The following is a 20523-nucleotide window of genomic DNA, read 5'->3' as shown; positions in this document are numbered from 1 at the left end:
GGCAGATCCACAATCACCGCACCCTCCCTCCTTTAGGCACTCACTGCGCACCACGAAACCCCAAAAGCGGCGCCTTGGCGGACGGGAGGTGGTCTGCGACGCCGCTCCGCACCTCCCGTCAGCGTTAGATCTTGAAACCGGCAAAGTTGAAAAGCCCTCAGGGTAAGGGCGATCCGTCTCCGTCAACACAGTGATCCTCGCGTACTCCGAGCCCAGAGCGAACCTCCCCGCAAGCCTGATCGCTTGACGCGATGCAGTGACCCTCACCAACCGGTGCGGGCACGTTCAACGTGGGATTCTTGTCGAAGAAATTATATGGCTTGAGTGTGAATCTCGCGTAATCCATCGGCATGATCGGCCAATCCTCCGAGCGCGGAAAGTGAGTCAGGGCAAAGGTGTGCCACAGAACAAGGTCCTCACCGACGAGGGGTTCGTCATCAGCAATAAACTCGGGAATGCCACCGCCACCGGGGTGCATATTCACGAAGTCGCCCGCAGCGTAACGTTCGGCCGGATCATATCGCGTTACATACAAATGCTTGGCACCGAAGGTCGCCCGCTTTGCGACAGAAGACGATGGGTCCATCATCAACGTCGGCGCGTCTGTGGGGTGCAACACATATGATGTCGGCTGGCCTAGCCGGTTCGTCGCATCGGTCGACGCGATCTGCCACACGCGCCCTCGACTACCGTCCGCGACACGACCGGAGACGGCTTCCGAAGTGATGGGCGAGCTCGATTTGGTGAAGGCATTGCCGTGAGGATTTGTTGCTGACACCGGTAGCCGAACAGCGTCGATCTCGTTGACTACGTTGGAAGTACCATCGATAGTCATATCGAGCCGTGCGTTGAACAAATGCTGATGATAAGGCGCACCGAGCCCAGGCGCGATCTGTGAGGCGTACGGGTAGGGAGTTCCGTCGGCGTTGTCGCCTGGGTACGCCGAAGTGAACACGACACCAGTAAGTTTGGCTTCGCATTCAATTGTCCCGTCGAGATAGAGATACCAGAAGAAACCGTAATCGTAATTTCCCACCGTCGTAAAGAAGGAGATGACGAGTCGCCGAGAGCGACGAACCTCGTGAGCCCCCGTGAAGAGATCCGTGTGCTTCCATAGCGAGCCGAAGTCTTCTTCATGCATACAAATGGCGTTCTCGACCACGCGTGGCGCACCTAGCTCATCAGCGAAAACAGCGTCGAAGTACTTAATCTCACCGACGCAGTCGCATCCAAGCGCGAGCGAGTTCGTGAACCGTCCGTAAAGGAACTCGCCGGCATCGAAATAGTTCTGCCAGAATCGATTTGGACTCGGATCGCCGTATGGCACAACCATCTCGCTGATGGACCCTCGATACATGATCGGTCGATCCACGCCCTCATCAGCAAAGCTCAGTTGGTGCAATATCAGGCCCTCACGGACATCGAATCCGAGCCGCAATTTCCAGTTACCCCAAGCGATGTGCTCTCCGTCCACTGTAAAGCTAGGACCCTCGGGCTGAGTAATTTTGATCGGCTTGAGGCCCTGGAGTGGCGCACCCTGGATCTCGGGATCATCGTAATTTCCACTCTCGGCAGGCACATCGAAAATACGCGTATCGATGATTTTCAGAACGACGCCTTGCAGGAGGTCGAGGTAGACCGAGAGACCATCGACTGGGTGTGCCCAGATATGATCCGCCGGGTAGTCCTGTTTGAACGCCAGACACCTTACAACACGTAGGCCGTCCTCGTCCGGGTAACCGTAATGACCAGCAGAGAGAGGCATGATTTGCACGTCACCAGTCGTCAATCCGCGCGTAGCCAGAGCGGCGACCCAACCCTCATCTGAAGCGAGAATAGCGATAATATTCATGGCTTCGGTGTCGAGAACTGGGAGCTGGCCTTCCGAACCGTCGACTACAGCGGTCTTGACCACAAGGCCGGTAGTGAGTGAGACTACCGAGTCGGTTGACACTCCCTTATCAAGATCGTGCAGCCAGACACGTGCTCTCCTGTCGGGTGCGGGAGCTTCTCCTGACTCCCATGCAAACACATCGCTTTTGATCGGCTCTTCGAGTCCCACGTAGGAGAATCGTGTGTTTTCTGTGAAGTCGGGCATATTTGCGACGATCCCGCGAACAACGTCTATCTCTTCACTACTGAGCGAGGCAAGCGGGTGAACGACACTGGCTAGCTGGCGTTGTTCTGCTGCGACGTCGAGGTTCCTAGTGTTCATACGGTCGAAGTTCTCCTTATTGTGTGCCGAGTGTCCAGACTCGATGTAGCGGTGGAAACCAAAATTCGTTCATGCACGGTGCCTGCAGCCACACATCGCACCGGTTTCCGGAAGCTGCTGGCGTTCTTCCGGTCGAGGCCATCGGTCATTCACTTGGATGTGTCGAGAGCCGAGCGTGTCGATACAGAGCCGCAACCATTCCCAACGACCGCGGGCTCGACGCAGCTTGGAATAGTGCGAATTCAGTTGTTACACAAAAATTTTCCCTGCGGCCAACTAGGTGGCGATCAGTTTCCGGCAGTAGCTGCCGATTTCGCGGACGGATGGGCGCAAGGAGGTCGGGTGTATTTGACCGAATGCATTCGGCGAGACCCCCGAATGATGAGCAATAGAATTCGAGGTCTACCCGGCCGAGGGCCCGCATTCTCGACGATGCAAGGGTCGCGGCTAGGTGTAGGCGATACCCGCGGATTCGCTGCCTCGCCGTTGCATTAGGCAGTTCGACTGCGCCGACCGTAACGTGAAGCCATTGCGGCTTCAGCTGGCAGGACTTTCACGTCGACGAGCGATTGCGGGCGGTGACAATCTCGTCGGCCAGATCAGGGAGCCCCCTTCCTCTCGACCAACAACTGCAAGACGCTGCCAGCAACATCGGCAGCTTCATGACAGCTTTGGCGGACAAGAAGTTTCAGAAACTGGACAGTCGAACGATCGTCCGACTCTATGCTTTCAGCCTACGACGAGGAGACACCGCCGTCAACACGACGAACGATTTACATAGCGGCAGCAACCCTGTAACGAGCACAAAGTCATCGGCAGGCGAACGCGCACCCGTCTCTAGGGCAAAGTCTGCTTTCGCCATCGCTTCACCTGAGAACGTGACTCAGTGTTCGATCAGTCCGGAATGGAACGGTACCGTCTCGCCAAACACTTCGCGCTAACGTACCGGTCGCGCCCTCATGCGGATCGGATAAGACCCGCTAGCTCGTCCAAGTCTCAACTCGCGGAACGGCGCGCTGGGGACGAAAGGATGACGCCAAGCGACTGCCTTCTGGAACTCCATAAACCGGCCGGCGACTTGAGTCGCCCCTTTGACCCTCAACCGCAGGCCCATTGCAGTCTCCCCAGCGCAGTCGCAGATGTTGTCTTGTCCAAGTCTGGCGTGGTCGAACCGGTCCGTCACCGCATAGCTGACGAGGGTCGGCAACGACATAGATAGACAAATAGTCATTGCATATTCCGGCGTGGAGCAGCCGAACGAATTCGCAGACGAGAGATCCTAAGACTGTTACCGGACGGCGAATCAGATCCGGTCTGATTGCGATTGATCCTGAATTTTGTGCCGATAAAGGAAGGCGAGCATTGCCACAGCCAATATCACGAAGGACAACGAGGATTCACTGAAGGTTCCGCCGACAAGGCTAGGAAACAGAATCGCACAAACAAAAGATGTTCCCACTACACAGAGCACGATGATGGCAATCGGAACACCTAGTCGGACCCGAAGCAGGCCAGAAGTATCGCGCAATAACGCTCGTCGCTTCAAGATAATGTACGAAACTATAACTAGAATTATAGCAAGAACGTAACCAAAGTTACTTGCCAGTAAGATTGCCACAGGATTTTCAGCAATCAAAAGTAGTAGGACATTCATGATCGTTGCAATTAGAATTGCTACAACTGGCGCGCCCGACTTGCTACGTTGCCCTATTTGACGGAGCGTCAAATTTTCCTCGGCCATCGCACATAACAATTGCGATACGCCACTGATAACAATCACCATGAGATTGAATGTCATCGTCATTTGTACGATATTTACGATCATTACTACTGTCGACGATCCTCCAAATATAGACGCCACAACGAGCGACGGAAAATTGAGAGGGTTCTGGCTTACGACGTCTTCTCCGAGAACAGCCGTTGCAGAGATCGGAACAATGATCACCGAAAGCAGAACTAGTACGCCAGCCACACGTAGCGCCCGTCTGGTGTCATGAACGATATTTCGAAAGGACGGCGCCATGGTAGCAATAAGTTCAGTACCGAAGACACTCGTCGCGACAACATACAACATGACAGCGAACGTCATCCAACCCGGCGACGCCAACGCAGCTGTGGAGATCTGCAGATCATCCAGAGCAAATAATGGAGACAAACAGGCTAGGACGATAATGATGCCAAGCGCAGCCGTGGAGATGAGGCTGATTCGCGCGAACACCTTTGGGCCGAGGTACGCGAGCGCTGCTGCAAGCAAGATGGCTCCAATGCTGACAACCTTATCCCCAGTCAATGTCAGGCCAATAATTGTCCACTCCGGTATTCCAGCGAGCCACCATTGCGCTTGGACGATATAGGTAATCGATGTGGCCATGAAGCTCAAGCCGAAGGAATAGCCCATCCAGTAGCTGAAGGTCGTTACGACAGAAACCCAACGAACTCGGCCCGTGAAGGCCTCACTCGCATAAATTGTTATTCCTCCCTGTTTGGTGGGGAACATCCCGGCCATCTCCGCGAACAATTTATTCATCAAGAATGCGACAAGTGCAAGAATGCCGTAAACGAGTACAGCACCCCAGGTTCCGAGAATGGGGTAATACAGCCCCACCGCAAAAGGTGCAGCAACCACCCCACCCACTGCGCCGACCCCGTGGTACCAACGCAATCCTCCACCTGGATGTGGATCAAGCGGTACCTCGATCGAAGACGCCGCCTTCCTAGGATCTCCGGTCGCATCCCCGATGTTTTCGGGTGCCGCGGCGGTCACAGACCGCACTCCGGAGATCGCGCAAGAAACACTTGCTTCTCAGGAGAAAATGACAGAACTGTGTTCGTGATCATTGAGTTCACCTTCAACTAGTTCGGGACACATCAACGCCCACCCATTCGCTCCATTGCGAGTACAGCGGCCGGTTGCCCTCTGGAGATTACATCATGGCTTCACAATTGGATCCAATTTTAATTAAACTTTAGGATCCACACGACGCCAGTCGCACTGCTTGCGGAACACACGGGCTCTGACGGAGCCAGCGCGCTATGCCGAACATACGCAGGTCAGCAGCCGCGTTTCGGGTCCCAGCACACTTCACGCTTGGGGATGCCCGTCCATCCTGAAAGACATGCCACCGCCCCGGTGCTCCTCATCTCTGTTCGGAAAGTCCGCCGCCGACGCGCACTGCACAGTCGAACTCATACGCCTACTCCCCTGCCTGTCCAGGCGCGTCGCGCTCTCCATTCTCGCCAGGTGCCGTCTGCCCGTGTGGCGAGAACACCGCGCCGGCACGTCGGGTAACCGCGCAGGCGACTGTCGGTCCACCGCAGTTCGCTGCTTTTGGCTGTTCTCTGCCTATGGCCTAACACCCACAGGTGCTGACCCCAGTCGGTGAACTCTCGCGATGCTTCACAAGGCAACTCGCCAAGCACCCAATCCTTCAACGGGGAGACGGATGAGTGATCAGGTGATATTCTGCGGAGGACAGCATGAGACGCTGCACGCCAACCGAGACACCCAACCTCGGTGGACCACTTTTCCGAAATCACGCTGATCCAGATGTCAGGACTTCTGACTCTCAGCACGAATAAAGGATAAGTTCCCCGACAAAAAACAAGTGTTTGGAGCGGAAGTCCATGTTAAAGATATGCATCCTTTGCGGTAACCCGAAAAGCGAATCACGCACATTAGGAATCGCCGAAGCTCTCGTAAAACAGCTACTAATAGAAGGCACCTATGATCTAACAATCATTGATCTGCCCGCGCATGCCGATCAAATTTTCGCGTGGCCATCAAACGTGATGTCCGATTTTATTGAAACGATCACCGAATGCGATCTGCTCATCGTTGCATCACCCACTTATAAAGCAACTTATACCGGTATGCTGAAGGCTTTCCTCGATCGACTTCCCGCTGATGGCCTCAAAGATATCATAGCCATTCCCTTAATGACTGGTGGAGACCTCACACACTCCATGGGTCCGGAAGTAAATTTACGTCCGCTCCTAGTCGAGTTGGGCGCATCCATCCCCTCGCGCGGTTTTTACTTTGTAATGAGCGACATGGATCGAGTCGCCGATAGAATTCGAACTTGGATTGAACTAAATTCGACATCGCTCCGCCGGGTGGCGACCATCTCCGCGGCGATTAGTGAACCCTCAACGAAGACTGTCGGAGCCTGAACACCGATTAGACCTCTCGTCACCGAATATCCAGCTACTCAATACATCTGCTAAGAACTACTCTAGAACTCCGCCAAGGTAGGAACCATGCACTCGTCAGCCGAAAAGGAAAATATGTACCTCGTGCCGCTCGCATCAGACCCCGCGACCTTACGAAGAGTATTCGGACATTATCCTTCTGGAGTTGCGGCAATTGCCGCGACAATTCAGGGAGAAGATTTCGTTCTCATATCGTCCTCGTTTACCGTCGGCGTTTCATTTGAGCCACCTCTCGTGCTCTTTTCAGTCCAAAAATCATCACAATCGTGGCCAAGTCTTCGCCAAGCCCAACATTTGGGTGTATCCGTCCTGGGAAATGAACAAGGATCTCTTTGCCGTCAATTATCAGGGGAACGCGAGACTCGCTTCAGCAACGTCCCCTTAAAAAGAACTGAGACAGATGCTTTGTTCTTTTCAGGAGCTTCTATCTGGTTGGACTGTAGCGTTTACGCCACGCATGAGGCGGGAGATCACGACGTAATCGTATTACAGGTTCACAGCGTCATGTCAGACCACGATCTGGATCCACTCGTTTACCATGGGTCCCGATTCAGGCCATTGAATTGATTTTAACTATGCGTTACGAGTGCGGATGCGGTAATCTAAACACACGTTTCCGAAAATTGAGCATTTACACTAAATGAAATCGCCGTTCGCGGGTCGGATTTCCCAGGGAACTCAAATTGCCCAGAAATAATTCTGCCGAATACGAAGGCTGATTAGATTCGATATGGAAAGGGGACTAATTATAGGAGGAACGGACGTTGGTGACCCGGTGCCAATGGTAGGCGGCGGGCGGTCGTCCTCCGCGTATTGAATGCGGTCGGTGATAATTGTAGTGGATGATCCAGATTTCGACCGCGGTGCGCCGCTCAGCTTCGCTGGTGCATTCGCGTGAGTAGAGCAGTTCTCCGGCGAGGATGCGGTTGTAGCGTTCGACCTCCCAATTGCGTTTCGGGGTGTACGGCCTGATCCGTTGGTGTCGAGGGTTTCCGAGTAAAGCCGTGAAATCAGCTGCCTGATAACATGATCCGTTGTCTGTGATCACGCGCTCGATACGGGTGATGCCGTGCGCGGCGAAGAACACGCGGGCGTTGTGCATGAAAATCGATGGCCGTTGCGCCGGCCCATGCAGTGTCCTTTCCGTAGGTTGAGCACCACGGCCAGGGTGGACGGGGCAGTGATGGGTCGCGGGCAATCGCTGCTATGAAAGGAAAGTTTCGGCTCAGGCCATTCGGATCCGCGCCCACAACCATCATCACTGGAAAATTCTGAGTCCGACCGCCACGCGAAACGCTGTCGGCATGCTCCAGAAAAAGATGGGCCTCTCACAGCGTTTCGCCTGCAAGGTTGTCGGGCAACCGCGATCGACTCAACGGAAAACGCCAGCGAGGAACACACCGGCCGATCCGCACGCCGATCTGCGGGAGTGGTTGCGAGACTGGGCCAAAGCGAATGCCCGCAAGGGGTTTCGTCGGGCGTGGGCGGACTTGAGTGCCATGGGCTGAATGATTAACAAGAAACAAGGTGCAACGACTCTGGCGCGAGGAAGGATTGCGGGTGAAGGTCCGCAAAATCCGCAAACGAGCCGGCGCTTCAACCACCCCGATTTATCGATGCACATGCACCGAAGATTGTGTGGGCGATCGACTTCCAGTTCGACCACCACCGACTGCCGGAGGTTCTTTGGTCGCGTCAATGGTCGACGAACACACACGGCAGTCCGTACTCAACATGGTCGAACGGTCCGTCACGGCCGGGGATCTCGTCGCAGCCTTGGAGAAGGCGACACCACACCGATACGTGCATTCCCAGTGCAGTATTCGACACCATCGCCAGTTTGTCGTCTACCCAATCAGCGTCCCAACCGACTAAATTGGATTTCTCAGTTGCTCTCGTGGGCTGAGTCATCCGGGCAACCCGCATCATTCGGTCTCGAGAGCACGGGATCCGTTGGTGCTGCGCTCTTTCACTCGCCTGCGGCTTCTTGGCCGATCTGGCCGTCGAAGTTTCCCCACCTGGATCGACAGATACGCCGACTCGCCGTGAAATTTGACACAATCGACGCCCAGAATGCAGCGAAAGCAGTGATCGCAGGGTTCACCACCCGAACCGTTAACTGTTGATAGCACTGTGGAAATGATTCGCCAACATAAGGTTCCGCACGATACCGACGTCAAGGCTCGGCGTCACGATAATAGTGACGCTCGAAGCAGTGCTGGCGTGTGCACCAGAAGTACTACGCACGCGGACTCAGACCATGCTGTCCTGCGGCTGAGCGGCCCCGACCACCGAAACCCACGTGGGCAATTCCGTCGACTCAATACGAATTCTGCTGGCAACATCTGCTCGTCGCCGGCTCACCCTTGATCTCGAGGCAGTCGAATGGAATCCGCAAGGTCGACCATCTCGTCAACTACTCCGTAACCAGTGCTGATACGAGTTGCGAACCCGTGGAGCATCAAACCCTCGCCGAAAGGACTGAACGCCGACTACTAGAACGAACTCATCGACAATGGCCCAGCCCCAGGTACCGAGGTGTCGTTGGCCACCGCGCAATGGTTGCACGCAACCGAGGACCCCGAACGGCCACTAGGACGATCTCACCCGACCGCGCTGAGCAACCCACCAGGTCAGCTGCGCACCCTCAATCCGGCAGAGGCACTCACAATGTGAGCCGTCCGGAATCACATTGTGAGCCCTCCCGCCATGCCGGGGATGAATCTACCGAGGTTCGTCTGAGACCTCATCTCGCTTACCCCGTCGAGGCTGCCACCTCATCCAGCCCAGCTTGTCGTCTCACACGACACCTCCGCCATGGTGTTGTGTCCACTGGTTGGGCCTGGCCCATACACGGCCGTTGACTGGAGCGAAGGTTTGCCTCGGCATCCATCTGGTGCTCGGCGTCGCCGTTCCGAGTCGACATCCGAGCTCCCCAGGGACGGAAGCGCCTCCACAACCCGTCACGAGACGACATCCCCCGCAATGTTCAGCGTCCGTGAGCGCGTCCTGAAATGCCCCTCGAATATTTATGATGGAGAAAGGTCCAAAGGTCTGCTTCGACGGCATCCCGAAATTTGGAACACGTTGAATCCCACATCATTTACCTCCACCTGTGCTGGTATGCATGTTCGAGTGCACACCTGCACAGGCAGACTTCACAGCAAACCATTGGTTGGCCGAGAACTGCACCAGGTGGCGCCACGACATGAATCCATCGCTCCCTCGGCAGGCAGATGCGGTGGAACTAGTAGGCCATCGTGGGTGAGACGCAGAGTTCACGAAGCTCGCTGCCAGCGCCGTCCCATCGTTCGTAATAGCCGATGGTTGTTTCGCTGTAACCGAGCAGTTGGCGGAGCGCGACCGACGCTCCCTGCATGACCTTAGGCTCAACGATAACTGGAAAATTGATCATCGGCCGGTGCCATGGCATGCAGTAGCCGAGGTTGAGGGAAGCTCGTTCACGGTCGGTCGAAATGTTCGCCCCTGCACCATGTAAAAGCTTGTCCGTGTAGATGATCAGTGACCCGAGCGGCGCAATGGCAGGAATGGATTCGTAGTGCGTAGCGCCCGTGATGTCGACGTCTGCGAGATGGCTACCAGGCACAATTCTGGTCGCCCCGTTCTCTTCCTCGAACTCGTCCAATGTCCAGATGAACCGAGCCTGGAATGGGGCCGGCTGGTGGCGGATTCCGGTGCTGGCATCGGTGTGAATGGCTTGCTGACCGCTACCGGGGCGGGTGACATTTGCATCGTAACTGTGCACCAGATAGCTCTCATTGCCCACCGTGGGGCCAAGAATGTACTTAGTCAGTTCCAGCACGACTGGATGCTCCAAAATATCGCGGAACAACGGGTGCCTGTTCGGGAGACGATTGAGGCGACGGTTCTTCTTGTCCGGGTCGAACGCTCCGCCGCTGATCGCTGCTTCGTCTATTGCGGTTTCGCGGACAATTTCGTCAGCCAGGATCTGCCGCATCTGACGAATCTGATCGAGTGGGATTGCACCGGTGAGAATGGCGTATCCGGCACGATCGAGGTCCGCTTTCGCCTGATCGACGCTGTCCGTCGGCGTGGGCAATGGTCCGGCAAAGTCGAGGGGGACGAAGGTCGGCTTCGAACTGCTGCTGTCCGTATTTGTGTGAATTGTGGTGTCTGTGGCCATTGTTTCCGTCCTTGGTCGGTGGTGTGGGGCTCGTCGAGGGTAAGTCGCGGATGGATTAGAACTCGTGAAGTACGTTGCGGAGGGTGTCACCCTTGTACTGATCGCGCACCGCGCCAGCCCTTTGCAAAGCCGGGATCAGCTCGTCAGTCAGTGTTCCCAGATGCGAGGCTAGGCCAGCCCCTTCGATGAGGAATCCGTCGCCGCCGACCTCGTTCATCGCGTCGACCATCTGCTCGGCGATTACCTCCGGGGCGCCGGAGAGATCGAGTCCGCTCGTGTTGTTCCCGAAGTCGAGGGCTTGGCGAAGGGTCTTACCCTCGAGTCCCTGGCCCTTGATGTAATCCATCGCGCTCGTGTGGCCGCCGGCTTCCATGCTCTGGTCGACTGGGCCGTCGAGATCGTACTTCGAGAAATCGACGTCCATCGCGGTAGCCGCCATGACGATCGAGTACTCGAATGCAGCGTCGCTGTGAGCCCTGGGCTTCACTGCTGGACCGGTGAAGTGAACAGGTGTCAGGTAAACGATCTTGCAATCGTCGGGGTTGCGGCCATAACCCACCATTCGTGCCCGCACATCATCCCGGAACGCCTTCATTTCTTCGACACCGTCAGCAGCCAGCCCCACGATTACTTCCGCATACTTGGCTGCAAAGGCACGACCACGAGAAGACGCACCGGCCTGGCAAATAACAGGCTTGACCTGCGGTGAACGCACAGTATTCAAAGGTCCCCGAGATTTGTGGAACTTGCCCTCGAAATCGACTGTGTGGACCTTGTTGTGGTCGACGTACACGCCCGTTTCCGGGTCAGCAACCAACGCCCCCTCCTCCCATGACTCCCAGAGCTTGTTTGCCAACTCCAGATATTCGTCAGCGGCCTCGTATCGAGTTGCGTGTGGCGGCAATGCATCCAATCCGAAGTTGAGAGCCATATTCTTCTCACTCGACGTGACAACATTCCAGCCCACACGCCCGCGACTCAGCGAGTCCAGCGTGGAGAACAGCCGCGCCAGGAGGAACGGCGGATAAGCCGTTGTCGATGCAGTACCGATCACACCGATATGCTCGGTAGCTTGGGCCATCAACGCCATCAACGGCATCGGGTCATGCTTCGGCGAATACACCGCGTGCTTCAAGTCCATTTCCATCGAACTGCCGTACGTTTCAGCGATAGTCAGGGTGTCCTCGAAGAGAATAAAGTCGAACTTGGCCGCTTCGAGCCGACGAGCAAGTTCAATATGGTACGAGCCATCGGACCAGTCTGCGCCGATTGTCTTGTTCTCTTCGGAATCCAACCCCCACGCGGGTGCTCCGAACTTGGTGAAGTAGCCGAGGTGAAACTTACTGTTGGACATGGGTACAACTTTCAGATAGTGGCTGGTTCTATACTGTGGAATGCGAAGCCAATGTGGCGGTCGAGCTCATTCTTCGAAGAGCGCCGGCAACGGATCCGACAATGCGCCCGCGTGGCCCATGCCGTATAACGCGTCGTATCCCATGACCCTCAACAAGTCGGTGGGCAGAGTGCGGGCGATCTTTTGCGGACAAGCCAGGTATTGATTTTCTTCCTGCCGCATCCAAGACACGATGTACGGCAGCGAGAGCGCCCGGCGGATCTCATCGGTTGTGGTGTTGGCACCGCCACCGTGAACGAGCTTGCCCGAGAAAATCAAAAGAGAACCCTTGCTCATCTCGACGGGCACCGTGTCGGCCTGGGTGTAACTCTGCTCTTCGAACTGCTTCTTGTGACTGCCGGGCACGATGCGCGTCCCACCGTTTGCCTCGGTGATGTCGGTGACAGCCCAGATATTGTTGCAGTAGATCTTGAAGTCGGGCGTATACGGATATTCGCCGGCAACCATATCGTCGATGTGCAGCATCTGCGCGGTCTGGCCTGGTTCGATCGAGATCATTTCGGTCGATCCCAGTTGAATTCCGTGGGACGCCGACAGAAAACTCCGACCCACACCCAGAACCAGCGGATTCATGACGAGCTCACGGGCTGTAGGCGAATGCGCCATCAATCGACCCGTACGCCTGGTCTTGGTTCCACTGAAGTACTCATCGCCGTGCACTGACGAATCGATGTGCGGCTGCATCTCCTGCACGATTCGATCCATTGTGTCGCCGGAGACCAGCTCGTCGATGATGACGTATCCGTGTTCGTCCAAGACTGCAACGACTTCCTCGACCGTTGCAGTATTTGGGAGCCTCTGCAACGAAGCGGATGTAGTCAGGTGACCCGATTGGGGCAGTTCATGGTCTTCGTGAAGGGTTGCAGACATGACGAGTTGAGCCTCCTGTAGTCGAGCATGTGACATAAGTGGGCGCCAAACAGTCTGATGCAGTTGGTGTTCCGAAAATACTGACCAACACTGCCCAATGGCGTCAGGGCCATATTCTGCGCCGAAATGTTGTTCATCCAGAGACGGACGATCGTCCGAGTCTCTGCTTTGGAGCCTATGCCCCAACCTCGCACCCAGCAAGACAAACGAACCGATGTTACAAAAACGAAACAACCGGTGAAATTTGGCTGAACCGGCGACGCGCGTGCACCCTCGGCGGCCAAATCACGCGCCTGCCCTGCCGACGTAAGGCACTGCCTTGCAGAATGTTCGCGATTGGCCGGTCGCGGCGCTCCTCGCCGAAGCGCCAGTTAGAAGACGACCGTTCGCCGATCGTTGACGTCCCTACGACCCCGTCGTATCGTTGCATTCGGAAGCCGGGTGGATGTTCGCGTCTTCGACGGGCGAAACCGTCACACATGTTGCGCCACAGCAGCTTTCTGTTTCCAAGACGTTGGAGCACGGCGTCGAAGACATCCAATTAATCGGAAGACGCTTGCTTGCCCGCCGTGGTCGCGGAATACCTCACCTAGTTCGTTTGGTCCCGTGTACCCACGGCAAACACGATCGCCGGAATCCGGTGAGACCGCATTTCTGCTCAACCTTCTCTTCGTGCTTCTTCGAAACAAGCACCGTGCAGTTGGTCCCGCGAATGCTCCGGGCGACGCCGCACTCCTGATTCGGTCAGGTAAGGGTCGACCATGAAACAAGGTCTAAAGTCAGACCGTCGGCGCGGATGCCGGAGGCGGCGTTCATTACGCAGGACATCCTGCCAGCCCCTTTGTGTCGTACGGCAGGCACGCCAATGCTAATTCATACGATTCAAGAAACCGGCAGGCCAAATCCTTGGGGCAGTACCCGACGTGAGTGCGATTTCAGGTGCATCCATGTGTCCCCACGACGCGCCCTCGGCAGTAAACCTCATCCACCTGGCCTGTACGCGTCCCCGAACTTGGCGGCAGCGTATCTACGCATCGAAGCCTTTAGTACCTGATCAAGATACCCTCGATCTATCCGCCGACGCTCGGACCAGCGCGCCCGTTGCCGTTTCGACGCGAGGCAGGACCTGACACGGATCGGTTCCCCATGTAGCGCTCGCTCAAGGCAAACACCTTGAAGATTTATCGGATTCCAGTGGGATGCGTTCGTGCATCCCACTGGCCGGAGACCATCAGGGGGCGTTTCCTGATTGTTTACAGCGTCGATTTCAAAGTTTTCGAGCACCCGTGTCAAGCGCCTGCGAGATCTGATCTGTCTGGGCTTGGCCCTCGAGCAGTTGGCGAACCAACCACAGCCGCAGCACCTTTGCCACCGATGCGGCCAGGAAGAGCGCAGCACCGACCACTGTCAGGGCGAGGAAAACCACGGTGAGAATCTGGTACGACACCAGATCCCGTAGGTCCGAGAGCGTCAGCGAAGAGATGTAGACGACGAAGGCGCCGACCACACCGACGACCATGAGCACCAGGCCTGCGATGCGCGTCGCCGCGTCGCCGCCTGCCTGCTTCTTGTCCAGCTTCAACTCTGCGATGTTCTTCTTGAATTCCTCACGGCGATCTTCGGCGAGAGTAGTCATCGTCATCCTCCTAGATAACTGGTAGAAAGTTCGTTTTCGATGTCGTGTGGATCGCCGGTCTTCACGACGCGTCCCTGCAACATCAGTGCGGCCGAGGTCGCGATGGGGAGCACCGCTCGTGCGAACTGCTCGGCAACCAGAATGGAAATGCCTTCGGCTGCAAGCGAGCCGACGACGTCGTACATCTGCGAGACGATTCGAGGTGCGAGACCCATCGACAGCTCGTCGAGCAGGAGCACCGTCGGGTGAGTGCCGAGTGCCCGAGACAGCGCCAGCATCTGCTGCTCGCCACCGGACATCGATCCCGCCAACTGACCACGCCGCTCCCCCAGGATCGGGAACCTGCCGTACGCAACCTCTTCGAGTTCGGCCAAGCCGACGCCCGTTCCGGTCGCGATCCACAGATTTTCCCGCACAGTGAGGTTGGCGAAGATCCCGCGTCCCTCGGGGATGGAGCAGACCCCCAGCCGAGCCAACTCCGAAGGCTCGACGCCGTTCACGACCTGGCCCGCGAGCCGGAACTCGCCGCGGGTGACCGGAAGGACCCCCGAGCAGATCTTGAGCGTCGACGTCTTGCCACCACCGTTGGGTCCGAGTAGCGCCACCACGGCGCCGGGTTCGAGAACCAGATCGACCCCGTGCAGAACCTCGATGGATCCGTAACCGGCACGGACACCGGAGAGTTCGAGCAGCGGTTCGGGGCGGTCGGCGCCGCGTAATCCCTCGTCGATTTTCACCGCGCCAATTTTCGCCTCGCCAATTTTCGCTGAAGTCATACCGCCTCCTCCTCGGTCCCGATGTAGGCCGCGATCACTTCCGGATCCGTCCGGATCTTCTCCGGATCACCCGAGGCGAGGACTGCGCCGTAGTCGAGCACGTGAATGGTCGAGCACACCTTCATCACCAGCGGAATGTCGTGCTCCACCAGACAGATTCCAAGTCCACCCGTCGCTAGCTCGGTGAGCATCTCGGCAAAGACCTCGGTTTCCTGCTCAGTCTGGCCCGAGGCCGGTTCGTCGAGCAGCAGCACTCGCGGGTCGGTCATGAGCGCCCGTGCAACTTCGACAACGCGGGCGCGTCCGGTGGGGATGTCCGCGACGTCCTTGTCCGCGACATCCGTCAGCCCGGTCAGCTCCAGCAGACGATCCGTCTCGCTGTCCACGTCGATCTTGTTGCGGCCGTTCGCCTTGTGGATGTCTCCGGCGACACGCAGGTTGTCACGTACCGACAGCGAGACGAACAGTTCGAGCCGCTGGAAGGTACGTGCAAGCCCGCGACCTGCCCGCTTGTGCGGCGGTAGCTTCGTCACGTCGACGCCGCCGAGAAACACCTGACCTGACGTGGGTTTCTGCAGCCCGGTGATGGTGTTGAAGAGCGTCGTCTTGCCCGCACCATTCGGTCCGATCAGTCCCGTCACGGTTCCGGGTTGCACGGTGAGCGAAACGTCCTTGACCGCGACGTGCCCACCGAAACGAACGCTCACACCGCGTGTTTCGAGAAGAGGTGTGTCAGACATGGGCGGTCAACTCCTTCGGCGAGCCGCCCTGGTACTGAGGAATCCCCAGTTCGCGGTCGATCTCGTCACGGATCTCGGGGCTGTACGGGACGTCGATCCCGACGTCTTCGGGAACGACTGTCGCCTTGGCAGCCAATTCTTCCGGAGTGAGAACCGCACGGGGCATCACCATCTCACCGATCACCGGCAGCATGAACACCACCGCGATCGTGATGGACGCGAACCACCAGTTGCCCAAAACGCCGGTCAGAGCAAGGACGTAGGTCAGCAGAACGACCGCGGCGCCGCCGATCAGAACCGGCTTGGCATCGGCGAGCCGTCGGTAGCCCTCGATCACGCTGTGCACGGTGCCACTGGGGTTCGCGCCGACACCGATACCGATCAGCGCCGGGCTCACCGCGGCGATGTTGCCCAGCAGCAGCCACATTCCCTCCAACTCCGGTTGCGCCGAAGCCAGATTGGTGAACGAGACCATGATGACGGCAAAACCGATTCCGGCCATGAGCCCACCGAACAGTGCGCCGGTGACGTATCCGATGCCCGCGACGACGGTCAGCATGAGCAGCGAGAGGCTGACCATGATGGCAAAGCTCTCACCCGAGACCGAACCCATCGCGCTCGACATCAGAATGCCGCCGAGACCGGCGATCCCCGAAGAGATCATGAAGACGCTCAGCTTGAGCCGAACCAGGCTCTGGCCGAGCATGGCCGAACCGGCCGGGCTGTCCTTCATCGCAGCGAGTCGGCGCCCGTAGCCGCTGTTACGCAACGCGATGACGCCGACGCCGAGTACCGAGAACAGCGCGGTCACGGTCATCAGGAACACCGTCTCGTTGCTCAGATCGAGCGGGCCGATCTTCAGCGGCGGGAGAGCGATGTTGCCGTCTTTGAACAGCGAATACTTCATGCCGAACATCTCGTGTTCGGTGGTGTCACGAAGGACCATGTTGGAGAGGAACACTCCGAAGGCCATGGTTGCAAGCGCAAGATACAGCCCTCTGAGCCGCAGCGCCGGCAGGGCGACGAGGCCGCCGATGACTGCGGTGACCAGGACTCCGACGACGATGCCCCACAGGTTGAGGTGCGCAGCCAACCCGGAACCGGAGATCCCGAAGTGAAAGGCCACGATGGTGGCGATAGCACCGAAAGACACCGGCGCCAAGTTCAATTCACCCGCGTAGCCGGTGAGGAGTGTGAGCGAGAGCGCGATTATCGCGAACGTCATTCCGATGGTCAGTGTCGTGACGGCGGACGTCACCATCAGCAGACGGATCAGGTACACGATGACGATCAGCGCCACGCCCCAGACGACGGCCTTGCGCACGCTCGGCACGTGGTAGCGCTCACGGGTACGAGTGACCGCACCGCGAAGCCGGTCCTGAGGTAGGACGATGAGTACGACGAACAGCGCGATCATCGGCAGGGAGACACGGAAGTTCGACGTCCAACTCCAACTGGTCGGGAAGTACGCCAACACGTACGTACCGGCAAGGCCGAGAACCACGGCGCCGACAAACGTGCGCGGAATGCTGCGCAACCGGCCGAACATGGCCGCGGCAAACGCGTCGATCACCAAGAGCGTCAACATGTTCGCCTCGAGTGTGCCGCCGCTGATCGGGGTGATCAGGATGCCGGCGAGCACTGCGAGCGTCGAACCCATCGCCCAGGACAGTGCCGCGAGACGCTCCGGGTTGTGGCCGTTGAGGCGCAGTAGTTCCGGATCGTCGACGACGCCGCGCATCGCAACACCGGCGCGGGTGCGTGTGAAAAGAACCCGCAGGCCGACTGCGATTGCGATCGCAACGAGGATGCAGATCAACTCGTGGTAGCGGATGCTCGCTCCGAACACCGTGATCTTGGACTGGTCGCCGAAGAACATCTGCATCGTTCGGGCGGTCTCGGGATGCCAGAACCAGTGCGAAATCGAGAGCATCCCGAGCAGGATCGAGACCGTCACAACGATTTTGGTGACCTCGGCAGTATCGCGCAGGCCCTTCATGATCAGGACGTAGAGCCCGAGACCCATCAATGGACCGACGAGGACCAGTGAAATCAGCAAGGCGACGACGGTGGGAAGTTCCCAGCCGTAGCGCAACTGCCAGTAGATGAACGCACCGAGCATTGCCTGTGCACCGTGTGCGAAGTTGAAGATGCCTGACGTGTTGTACGTGAGCACCAACCCGGAGGCGGCGATCGCGTACACCGACCCCAGGACCAGGCCCAGGATCGTGAAAGTGACAAAAGTGTTCATGGCTGAACCCTCGTTAGGGACTCGGGCGGCGGTTGGCGCGCGCCGCCCGAGTCGGAAGAATCAGGACTGCGGCTTGATGACGTTGGCGTTCTGGTACTTCGTCGACACGCGGTCAGCGCCGAGTTCGGTTCCCCAGGTGCTCTTGTCGGTCGCGACGAGGTACTTGGGGTCGCACTTGAATTCGCCCGCGGTGGACGGGAACGCCTGCGAGTAGGTCCCTCCGGTCAGACCGACAATCAGCCCGCACGAGGCCGGCATGTTCTTGCCGGGATCGGTGACGGCATGCAATCCGCCGCCGTCCCACTCGTGAATGTTCGAGAGTTCGTTCACCATGCACTGACGCGTCAGATCGCTGCCGCACTCGTCCGCGGCGGCCGCCCACAGCAGGAACGACGACGCCGCCTGCATCCCGAGGAGCGCCGTCTTGCCACCCTGCTCGGAGACCAGATCCACGTACTTCTTCACTGCGGGCACCTTGTCCGCGTTCTCGAGCATCTGGAAGATCGAGCCCGCGTTGAGGTTGTCGAGCAGTCCGGTGTCCTTGTTCCAGGTCGCGACTCCGGAGTCGTACCACGTGGCTTCACCGGCGAAGACGGGATCAATGCCGACCTGACCCAGCGATTTGATGAAATTCAGTTCGGCGGGCACCGGCGAACGCGACGTCCAGATACCCTTCGCCCCGCACTCCTTGAACTTCTCGGCAAACGGGAGATAACTCGCCTCGCCCTCGTAGTTCAGCGTGACGCCGCAATCCTTCAGACTGAAACCGGCCGCCTCGGCCATCTCCCGCGACTTCGCAGACGCGGTAATGGTGGCTGGAATGGTGCTGTTAAGGATATCGAAGTCACTAACTGCGTCCGGATGTAGCTCCGCCAATTGGAACCAAGCCGCGGCATTGGCGTAATCAGCCGGGAACGGAACTCCCTGGAACGTCATGGGTCCGTTCGCGGCGTCCGGCGAGACGGTGAAGCCTGGCACTGACACCAGGTTGCAGGCGACACGCGTCTGCTCGGCGGTCTGATCCATCGCGAAGCCGTACCCGACCATCATGAACTGACTCCCGCACGCTTCCTGCATGACCGAGTTGGCCTGCATTAAAGCGGCGTCGTAGTCGGTACCGACGACCTTGCGGCCGTTGATGCCGCCCTGATCGTTGCACCAAGAGATGAGCGCGTTGACGGCATCGCTCATTTCCTTGTTCAGCCCCGGTGACTTCACGTACCCGCGGTCGTCACCGAACCCGATCTTGATCTCGGTGTCGCTGACGCCTTGATCGGTTGCGCCGGTGGCGTCGCCTTCGCCACACGGCGAATCGAGGGTGCCGAACTTCGCATCGGAGGTGCTCGACGCAAGGTCGGCGCCGACGCCGGATCCGCCGACAGCGACGGCGTAGGGATCGTCACCACGATTCGATGCGCAGGCTGACGCCAGAACGGCGGTCGCGGCGAGTGCCACGATCAGCTTCGTGGACTTGTTGGGCTTCACAGTTGGTCGCTCTCCTCGTTGTCCGACTCGGATCCAGTTTTACCGGGGCGCCAAGTCAGCTTGGGTCTGCAGTCCGGCGAGCGTATTCAAGTGCGCGCGTCCGAATTTGCGATCCTCCCGCCCATCGGGAAGAAAAGTGAGTGGCATCACATGCTCGGCAGAGTGTTGTCCAATCGCGTCGTCGCTCATACCCTGTGCACCGAGGCGATGACTTGCAACGGCGCCCGGAAATCCTCACCTTCTACACTCACCGCTCTCGCGTTTCCGCATACCGCTGGCTCACGTTCTGTGTCGACCGCCTGTCGACCGCCTAGCGCAAGCAGTCCTCGGACTACCGATAGCAAAACAGCCTTACCTTGCGGCGAAGCGCGTGAGTCTCTCCCACCCGGAGTGCCCCCACACTCTTCGGTGGTATGCAGCCGAGCGTCTATCCGAGAGGTCAATTTGCTGGATTCGGTCACTTTTACTAACAATCCGAGCGCCAAATAATAGTCACTCTGAATCGCTTGTGAGCGTTTGTAGTGGCCACCCCGGGCCAGTTGCTACAAACACTGACGTGCAATTCACGGTTCGGGAATCTCGTTCTCGTATCCGAAACGCTCCGCCATGATTTCAGCACTGATTCAGGCCGTTTCGGCGCCGCGGACAGCGATTAGGATACCTGGCAGGTGAGACTTGAGGCGAGTAAAACTGACTTCGACGATACAAACGATTTTGTTCCCACAGTGGCAGTAATTTGGAGTAACCTCCGCTTACTTCGAT

The 20523-nt window shown here is 57.9% G+C and carries 12 protein-coding genes and 1 pseudogene; 2 read left to right on the top strand and 11 right to left on the bottom strand.

Annotation, left to right across the window (positions count from 1 at the left end; all coding sequences use genetic code 11):
* Positions 1 to 157 precede the first annotated feature (157 nt).
* Positions 158 to 2215, bottom strand: a complete 2058-nt coding sequence (locus H351_RS30425; RefSeq protein WP_081051253.1) for a primary-amine oxidase — start codon at positions 2213 to 2215, stop codon at positions 158 to 160.
* Positions 2216 to 3518: 1303 nt separating this feature from the next.
* Positions 3519 to 4979, bottom strand: coding sequence for an APC family permease (locus H351_RS30415; protein WP_158510662.1), 1461 nt, complete (start codon positions 4977 to 4979; stop codon positions 3519 to 3521).
* A gap of 860 nt (positions 4980 to 5839) precedes the next feature.
* On the opposite strand from H351_RS30415, the gene H351_RS30410 reads away from it, so the two are divergent.
* Both H351_RS30410 and H351_RS31740 read left to right on the top strand, forming a co-directional pair.
* Positions 5840 to 6385, top strand: coding sequence for an NAD(P)H-dependent oxidoreductase (locus H351_RS30410; RefSeq protein WP_051636668.1), 546 nt, complete (start codon positions 5840 to 5842; stop codon positions 6383 to 6385).
* Positions 6386 to 6472: 87 nt separating this feature from the next.
* Positions 6473 to 6991, top strand: coding sequence for a flavin reductase family protein (locus tag H351_RS31740; RefSeq protein ID WP_338051111.1), 519 nt, complete (start codon positions 6473 to 6475; stop codon positions 6989 to 6991).
* 175 nt (positions 6992 to 7166) lie between these two features.
* Here the strand turns inward: H351_RS31740 and H351_RS30405 are convergent.
* The 9 genes and pseudogenes from H351_RS30405 to H351_RS30355 all read right to left on the bottom strand — a co-directional run.
* A pseudogene (locus H351_RS30405) lies at positions 7167 to 7529 on the bottom strand (integrase core domain-containing protein); the annotation flags it as partial.
* Between the two features lie 2142 nt (positions 7530 to 9671).
* A complete protein-coding gene (locus tag H351_RS30390; RefSeq protein ID WP_030003108.1) occupies positions 9672 to 10589 on the bottom strand; it encodes a phytanoyl-CoA dioxygenase family protein in 918 nt (305 codons plus the stop codon).
* Between the two features lie 55 nt (positions 10590 to 10644).
* The gene (locus tag H351_RS30385; RefSeq protein WP_030003109.1) at positions 10645 to 11943 is read right to left on the bottom strand and encodes an NtaA/DmoA family FMN-dependent monooxygenase; all 1299 of its coding nucleotides are present in this window, start codon (positions 11941 to 11943) and stop codon (positions 10645 to 10647) included.
* A gap of 66 nt (positions 11944 to 12009) precedes the next feature.
* A complete protein-coding gene (locus H351_RS30380; protein ID WP_051636671.1) occupies positions 12010 to 12873 on the bottom strand; it encodes a phytanoyl-CoA dioxygenase family protein in 864 nt (287 codons plus the stop codon).
* Positions 12874 to 14140: 1267 nt separating this feature from the next.
* Positions 14141 to 14509 carry a hypothetical protein gene (locus H351_RS30375; RefSeq protein WP_037121664.1) on the bottom strand — a complete coding sequence of 123 codons (369 nt, stop codon included), beginning with the start codon at positions 14507 to 14509 and terminating at the stop codon, positions 14141 to 14143.
* A gap of 2 nt (positions 14510 to 14511) precedes the next feature.
* Positions 14512 to 15285 (bottom strand): ABC transporter ATP-binding protein, encoded by a 774-nt coding sequence (locus H351_RS30370; protein ID WP_081051248.1) that lies wholly within the window; start codon positions 15283 to 15285, stop codon positions 14512 to 14514.
* A complete protein-coding gene (locus tag H351_RS30365; RefSeq protein WP_030003113.1) occupies positions 15282 to 16025 on the bottom strand; it encodes an ABC transporter ATP-binding protein in 744 nt (247 codons plus the stop codon). Before H351_RS30365 ends, H351_RS30370 begins: the two co-directional genes overlap by 4 nt.
* Positions 16018 to 18276: an ABC transporter permease gene (locus tag H351_RS30360; RefSeq protein WP_030003114.1), complete on the bottom strand. Its 2259-nt coding sequence runs from the start codon at positions 18274 to 18276 to the stop codon at positions 16018 to 16020. Before H351_RS30360 ends, H351_RS30365 begins: the two co-directional genes overlap by 8 nt.
* Before the next feature lie 60 nt (positions 18277 to 18336).
* Entirely contained in the window at positions 18337 to 19761 is a 1425-nt protein-coding gene (locus H351_RS30355; protein WP_030003115.1) for an ABC transporter substrate-binding protein, read from the bottom strand.
* Positions 19762 to 20523 lie beyond the last annotated feature (762 nt).

It is taken from the genome of Rhodococcus erythropolis R138, assembly GCF_000696675.2.
GTDB classification, from domain to species: Bacteria; Actinomycetota; Actinomycetes; order Mycobacteriales; family Mycobacteriaceae; genus Rhodococcus_F; species Rhodococcus_F erythropolis.
Note: the sequence above shows the minus strand (reverse complement) of the source record. Positions and strands in the feature narration are given on the sequence as shown.

Bases quoted from the DNA above. Each gene is read 5' to 3' on its own strand.
- H351_RS30425 (WP_081051253.1), bottom strand. From the start codon at position 2,215: ATGAACACTAGGAACCTCGACGTCGCAGCAGAACAACGCCAGCTAGCC.
- H351_RS30410 (WP_051636668.1), top strand. From the start codon at position 5,840: ATGTTAAAGATATGCATCCTTTGCGGTAACCCGAAAAGCGAATCACGC.
- H351_RS31740 (WP_338051111.1), top strand. From the start codon at position 6,473: ATGCACTCGTCAGCCGAAAAGGAAAATATGTACCTCGTGCCGCTCGCA.
- H351_RS30390 (WP_030003108.1), bottom strand. From the start codon at position 10,589: ATGGCCACAGACACCACAATTCACACAAATACGGACAGCAGCAGTTCG.
- H351_RS30385 (WP_030003109.1), bottom strand. From the start codon at position 11,943: ATGTCCAACAGTAAGTTTCACCTCGGCTACTTCACCAAGTTCGGAGCA.
- H351_RS30380 (WP_051636671.1), bottom strand. From the start codon at position 12,873: ATGTCTGCAACCCTTCACGAAGACCATGAACTGCCCCAATCGGGTCAC.
- H351_RS30375 (WP_037121664.1), bottom strand. From the start codon at position 14,509: ATGACTACTCTCGCCGAAGATCGCCGTGAGGAATTCAAGAAGAACATC.
- H351_RS30370 (WP_081051248.1), bottom strand. From the start codon at position 15,285: ATGACTTCAGCGAAAATTGGCGAGGCGAAAATTGGCGCGGTGAAAATC.
- H351_RS30365 (WP_030003113.1), bottom strand. From the start codon at position 16,025: ATGTCTGACACACCTCTTCTCGAAACACGCGGTGTGAGCGTTCGTTTC.
- H351_RS30360 (WP_030003114.1), bottom strand. From the start codon at position 18,276: ATGAACACTTTTGTCACTTTCACGATCCTGGGCCTGGTCCTGGGGTCG.